This window comes from Candidatus Rokuibacteriota bacterium (genome assembly GCA_030647435.1).
Lineage (GTDB): Bacteria > Methylomirabilota > Methylomirabilia > Rokubacteriales > CSP1-6 > AR37.
On record JAUSJX010000112.1, the window covers coordinates 1 to 5,527 of the forward strand.

Sequence of the window (5,527 nt, forward strand, 5' to 3'; positions counted from 1 at the left end):
TCGGAGATCGCGGGGATGCTCCTGCCCGAAGACCAGATCGCCGGCGCCTGCAGCGCGCTCCGCGAGAAGCTCACGGCCCTGGACCTGGCCGTGCTGGCGGTCGAGCCCGAGGAGGAGCCGCCAACCGAATTCCCGGAGTCGCTCGCGAAGGAACTGGACTGAGTCCGGCCCGGCATATCGATCTCGGCAGCCCGAAGTTTGCTGGTACCGGGGCGATGGAGTAAGGTCGTCTTCAGATGAAGATCGCGCCGAGCATTCTGTCCGCCGATTTCGCCGCCCTGGGCGAGGCCGTGGCCCGCGTGGAGGCCGGCGGCGCCGACCAGCTCCACGTGGACGTCATGGACGGCCGCTTCGTGCCCAACATCACCATCGGCCCGCCCGTGATCGAGTCCATCAGGAAGCGCACGCGCCTGCCGCTCGACGTTCACCTGATGATCGTCGAGCCCGAGCGCTACATCGAGACCTTCGTCCGCGCCGGCGCGGACCTCGTGACCGTCCACGTCGAGGCCTGCCCGCACCTGAGCCGGACGCTCCACCAGATCAGGGAGGCGGGCGCCAAAGCGGGCGTGGCGCTGAACCCCTCGACGGCACCTGAAACCATCGAATGGGTGCTGGACGACCTCGACCTCATCCTGGTCATGTCGGTCAACCCGGGATTCGGCGGCCAGTCCTTCATCCCGTCTTCCATCGCCAAGGTGCGCCAGATCAAGACCCTGGTCGGCACGCGGCCGGTCGAGATCTCGGTGGACGGCGGCGTCACGCGCGACAAGGCCGGCCCCCTGGCCCAGGCCGGCGCGACCATCCTCGTGGCCGGCACAGCCGTCTTCGGCGCCCAGGACCCCGCCCAAGCCGTCAAGGATCTGCGGAGCGCGTCGGAAGCATCGAAGTAGGCCCGACGTTTTCCCGTCACCGGCACTACCGAAACAGGCTTCCCGGTAGATGCCACAGCCCGACGCCTCCGGCTGCCGCGCCCGCACCGGCGCAGCTCGCGATCCTCCGCACGCGAGTGTCCATAGGTGCATAGCCGACATAGACATTATGCCTAAGGAACGTCGAGAGAATGTTCTCACCTCAGCACGGCAGGGAGCGCGAGTACCCCCTGTCATCTATTCTGATATTCTGAAGGGGCGAACTGTCTGGTTGGAGGGCGCGCGGCGCGCTGAGCAGCATAGGAGGCAGGGAAGAATGGTCCATATCGGAAATCCCGGCTAGAAGAACCTGGGGGAGGCGGCATCTGCCATGAACTGCCAGGATGCTCACGAGGGCTTCTCTGCGCTCCTCGACGGGGACATCGGCCTGACGGAGAGTGTCCCGTTGGAAGCCCATTTGAGGAAGTGCGCGGAGTGCCGGCAGGAGCTCGAGAATCTCCAGAAGAAGGGCCGCGCTCGCCCGATTACCTGGCGGCCTCGGCTCCGCCGCTCGGTGATCCCTCGGATCCCGGCCAAGCTTCTCGCAGTAGCGGCAAGCGTCATGCTGGTGGCAGTGCTGGTCCTCGTCGTTCTCGATCGCCGCGCCGAGCTCGAGCTGGCGTTCCGTCATTGGGTTCCCTCGGTTCCCTCCATCGGTGACCGTCCGCCACAACCGACACCGCCGCTGGTGGCTTCCACTGAGCCGGCGACGCGATCTGAGACCCCTTCGGGGGCCCCACAGACTGCGCCTCTGCCGGCGCAATCAGCGCCTTCCACACCGCCGGCGGCCGTGGGCGCCCAACTCCCACCTGCGGTCGTCCGCGATGTCCCTGCGGACCGCTCTGCCAAGCCGAGGGTAGTCAAGCCGGGTCAGACAGAGCAGCAGATCCCGAAATCCAAGAGCGGTGGCGCCAAGCGAGAAGGGCCATCTGGCGCGGAACCTTCGCGCCCAGTCCCGGTCGCCGTCGGCGTCCGGCACACCGGCACCGTGTTGATGGTGGACGCTTCCGCCGGCACCTTGACTCTCGAGGAGTATTGGATCAATGGGCAGCGGCGTGTGCTCAAGATCCGCATCACCACCGACACGCAGTTCGTTCTGTCCGAGCGCAACGAGATGGCCAGGGATCTGACCGACACGTTCACCACGACGCCGATCCACGCGAGGGATCTCAGGATCGGAGACTTCGTCGTCGTCGAGCTGGTGGACACGGCTCCTGACAACTTAGCGAGCCTCGTGATGGTCACGCACCCTGCAGCGGGGTACCGTCGAGTCCGTCGTGGGTAGGCGGTGACAGCGCCCGGAGGGTGGAGTGCCCGAGATCTCGATAGCGCGCGCGCCCGCGTCCGGCATGTTCACAAGCCCGCGGTGTGGCTTACCTTTCGTCGGCCGCCCGCTCGGCACGAGGGCTTAGAGCGTTTTTAGGGGCAGCTACGGGCTTGGGGTGCCGCTGCCGGTGCTGGCGGATGCGGTGAGAAAGGTCAGCTATCCCGGAGTGAAGATCGGGGGCTAGGCAGCGATCGAGACTGCTTGAGCTGGTCAACCGGACTCTCAGAGGAGGACGTTAGATGCGTGTGATGCTGGTTGCCTCTATCTTGTTACTCAGTGCGTGCGGTTCAGCCACGCGCGTCGTCGTCCTTCAGAATCCTCAGACGAAGCAGACCGTTGAGTGCAAGGTGATGAATCCCGACATACCTGCGGTCAGAGCCAAACAGATTAAGGATTGCGTGAAGGCGTACAAGGCGGCTGGCTACGACGTTGTCGGTGATTCGGAGAAGTAAGGCTGGCTAGGCGAAGAAGTACTTCGAGTCTAGCACGCCTCGGATGTCGAGCGTGCCACGCTGCAACGTCGAGCCGACCGGCTTCGACAGGCCCGCCTGGAACTCCGCTAATGAGTCTCGCGAATCACGTTAATGCCTGCTCACGAGGGGAAACGCCATTAACCAGTTCCGCAAGACTCATTAGCACGTCGTGACGCTGATACATGGTGACGAAGCTCTCCCGCAGCACCTTGGCGAGCATCGGGACGTCCGCCGCGACTGTGCCGTAGCCGTCATGCTCCATGGCGAACCTCGTGAGGCCCGCCCGCCAGCGGCGGTCGCCCCGTCCGTGGCCCCCGTCCCCGTGACAGAACCTCCCAGACTCAGCCGGCGGCCGCCCCAGGAGCCGACGGCACAGCCGCCTTCATTGGGACAGAGCCCCATGTGCAGCACGAGCAGTGATCAGATGAAGCGCTGCCAAAGTTTCGAGGCTGGCATATCCGCCAGCGTGGACGTAAGCAACCGGCACCTGCCGACTCGATAGCGCCTCAAACACAAAGGCTTCCCGCTTCTCGATGTCAGGGACGCGAAGACGCAACGGAGGGTTCGGGGTTCCTGAGAAAACGTCCATGCCCGCGGCGTAGAGACACGCTTCGGGCCGGAACTCACCAAGCACGTTGGGCAGCTCTTTTTGAAGGGCCTGCAAATAAAGCCGGGCGTCTGGTTCGTCCCGGAAGTTTTTGAAGAGATGCGGCGTGTCCGGGTGCCAGAAGTCCGAGGCATGGCCGTGGAAGTCGAAGAGAAACAAATCGGGATCATTGGGAAAGGAAGCCGCCGTGCCGTTGCCGAAATGGGCATCTAGATCCAGAACCAACACCCGCCTGATTCCCCGACGGCGAAGGTGGTGAACTCCGATGGCCATATCGTTGACGGGCGACAGTGCGCCGCCGTGGTCGGGATAGGCATGATGACCGCCGCCCCCAAGCATCCCGGCCACTCCATCAGTCAGGGCCGAATCTATGGCGTCCAGAAATGCCCCTAGAGCCGAGAGCGAAACATCGATACAGCCCAGGAACCACATGCCCCCAGTTGAAGCCAGCTCGGGGGGCTGACCGCTTCGCAGCGCCTCCACATACTTGGGCGTGTGGGCGAGAAGCAGATCCTCGACCCTGGCGTTTTGCGAAGGCGTGAGGGTCGCGATTCCTTCTGCTTCAGCCCGCTCGCCCGCGACGATGTGCCGACGGTAGACATCTTGATCGGCCAACGGCCCGTAATTCGGGACGAACAGGCGCAGGAGCGTAGGCAACATTAGCACGCTCCGGCGGCGTTCGCCCCCCTCGTGGGCCCCACCCCCATGACATAATCTCCCATACTCGGACGCTGGCCGCCCCAGGAGCCGCTGCCACAGGCTGATATCCTGCCGCCCGTGACTCCGACCTCGGACATCGCCATCATCGGCGGCGGCATCGTCGGCCTCGCCACCGCGCTCGCCCTGACGGACCGCTACCCGCGCGCGCGCCTCGTCGTCCTCGACAAGGAGCCGAAGATCGGGGCGTAGATAACATAAAACCCGTTCTCAGTCATGGCCCGCCTTGCCCGAGGGTCTTCCCCAGGGGTCTGCCGTGTCACAGCATGCGAAGGTCAGCCCGTTCTAACAACGCCCGCCACGCTTCGTCATCCCGATCGACATTTCCTGCTCAGGTCGCGCTCGGCCCGAGTCACGCGCTGCTTCCGCCCGCCGCTCAGTCCTTCTCTCGATGCTGCCCCTGCCACCCGGCGGCCCCCTCCGGCCCCGCAGCCGCACCCCCTCGGCCCGCTTCGTGACCGCGAGCTCGTGGCGGCGCCGGATGGCCCGGGGCAGAGGGCGATCGCCTCGGCACCGAGCCGGCCGGCTTCCGCGACCACCTCGTCGGCCTCCCGCCGGCTCGCCAGGTAGTTCGCGGCCACCCGCGCCCCTTCGCGGGCGAAGGCCAGCGCGATGGCCCGCCCGAAGCCGCGGCTGGCGCCCGTGATGAGGGCGACGCGGCCGGCCAACCGTCCCCCGCCCATCAGCGCGTGACGCCGCTCGGGCCCTGCTCGAGCCAGAACCGCGCGAGATCGACAGGCCGGGGCCACCTCACGTCCTTCTTGCCCACTATTCGCTGGATGAGGCGCTCGACCATGCGCATGCGCGAGGGCCGGCCAACGACCTGGGGATGGCCGAGCCAGTTGAAGAAGCCGCCCTCCGCGTACATGCCCTCGAACTCCTCCGACCAGATCTCCCACACGTCTTCCTGGCTCCAGATGCCGTTGCCCACGGGCGGCACCGAGCTGAACAGGAAGAAGGGCGCGTCGTTGTTGCACCAGGCGGTGGGGAACTCGACGAGCGGGCCGTGCGGTGTCTCGTGGCAGTACGGCAGGTCCGTATCGAGGGCGTTGCTGTGATAGACGAACCCGTGCTTCTTGAGCAGGTCCATGGTGTGCCGGCTTGGATCGGCCGACGGGGCCCGCGCCCCGAGGGGCTTGGCGCCCAGGATCTTCTTGAAGATGTCGAGGCTCTTGACGAGCAGCTCTTCCTCCTCCTCGCGGTCCTTCATGAAGAAGGGCTTTTCGTGAAGGTAGCCGTGATGCCCCACCTCGTGCCCCCGGCGTACGATGTCCTCGCAGAGCGCGGGATAGCGCTCGACGATCCATCCAGGAATGAAGAAGCAGGTCTTAACGCCGTACCGGTCCAGTAGCTCCAGGATGCGCGGCATGCCGGTCTTGGGACCGTAGGCGCCCATCGACATGTGCAGCGGCCGGTCCGCGAGGGCGGCGTCGGGCCACTTCACCGGCTGGGTCATGAGGCAGAAGAATAGACCAGAGAAGCGATGACCGCAAAC

The 5,527-nt window shown here is 65.6% G+C and carries 6 protein-coding genes and 2 pseudogenes; 4 read left to right on the forward strand and 4 right to left on the reverse strand.

The window, feature by feature from the left end:
• Positions 1-236: 236 nt before the first annotated feature.
• The 3 genes from rpe (at position 237) to Q7W02_19660 (ending at position 2,687) form a co-directional block, all read left to right on the forward strand.
• Positions 237-890, forward strand: coding sequence for a ribulose-phosphate 3-epimerase (gene rpe / locus Q7W02_19650; GenBank protein MDO8478368.1), 654 nt, complete (start codon positions 237-239; stop codon positions 888-890).
• A gap of 1,012 nt (positions 891-1,902) precedes the next feature.
• Positions 1,903-2,193, forward strand: a complete 291-nt coding sequence (locus Q7W02_19655) for a hypothetical protein (protein MDO8478369.1) — start codon at positions 1,903-1,905, stop codon at positions 2,191-2,193.
• Between the two features lie 281 nt (positions 2,194-2,474).
• Positions 2,475-2,687, forward strand: coding sequence for a hypothetical protein (locus Q7W02_19660; protein ID MDO8478370.1), 213 nt, complete (start codon positions 2,475-2,477; stop codon positions 2,685-2,687).
• 124 nt (positions 2,688-2,811) lie between these two features.
• Here the strand turns inward: Q7W02_19660 and Q7W02_19665 are convergent, their stop codons facing one another.
• On the reverse strand, positions 2,812-3,069 hold the full coding sequence (locus tag Q7W02_19665) for a DNA-directed RNA polymerase (GenBank protein ID MDO8478371.1): 258 nt from the start codon (positions 3,067-3,069) through the stop codon (positions 2,812-2,814).
• 21 nt (positions 3,070-3,090) lie between these two features.
• Positions 3,091-3,975 (reverse strand): hypothetical protein, encoded by an 885-nt coding sequence (locus tag Q7W02_19670; protein ID MDO8478372.1) that lies wholly within the window; start codon positions 3,973-3,975, stop codon positions 3,091-3,093.
• A gap of 117 nt (positions 3,976-4,092) precedes the next feature.
• Between Q7W02_19670 and Q7W02_19675 the strand changes: the two are divergent.
• Positions 4,093-4,212, forward strand: a pseudogene (locus Q7W02_19675) (FAD-dependent oxidoreductase).
• 317 nt (positions 4,213-4,529) lie between these two features.
• Here Q7W02_19675 and Q7W02_19680 read toward each other — a convergent pair.
• Positions 4,530-4,715, reverse strand: a pseudogene (locus tag Q7W02_19680) (SDR family NAD(P)-dependent oxidoreductase).
• Positions 4,715-5,527, reverse strand: an 813-nt coding sequence (locus Q7W02_19685) for a polysaccharide deacetylase (protein ID MDO8478373.1), incomplete at its 5' end; no start/stop codon positions are given. The gene Q7W02_19685 and the pseudogene Q7W02_19680, both read right to left, overlap by 1 nt.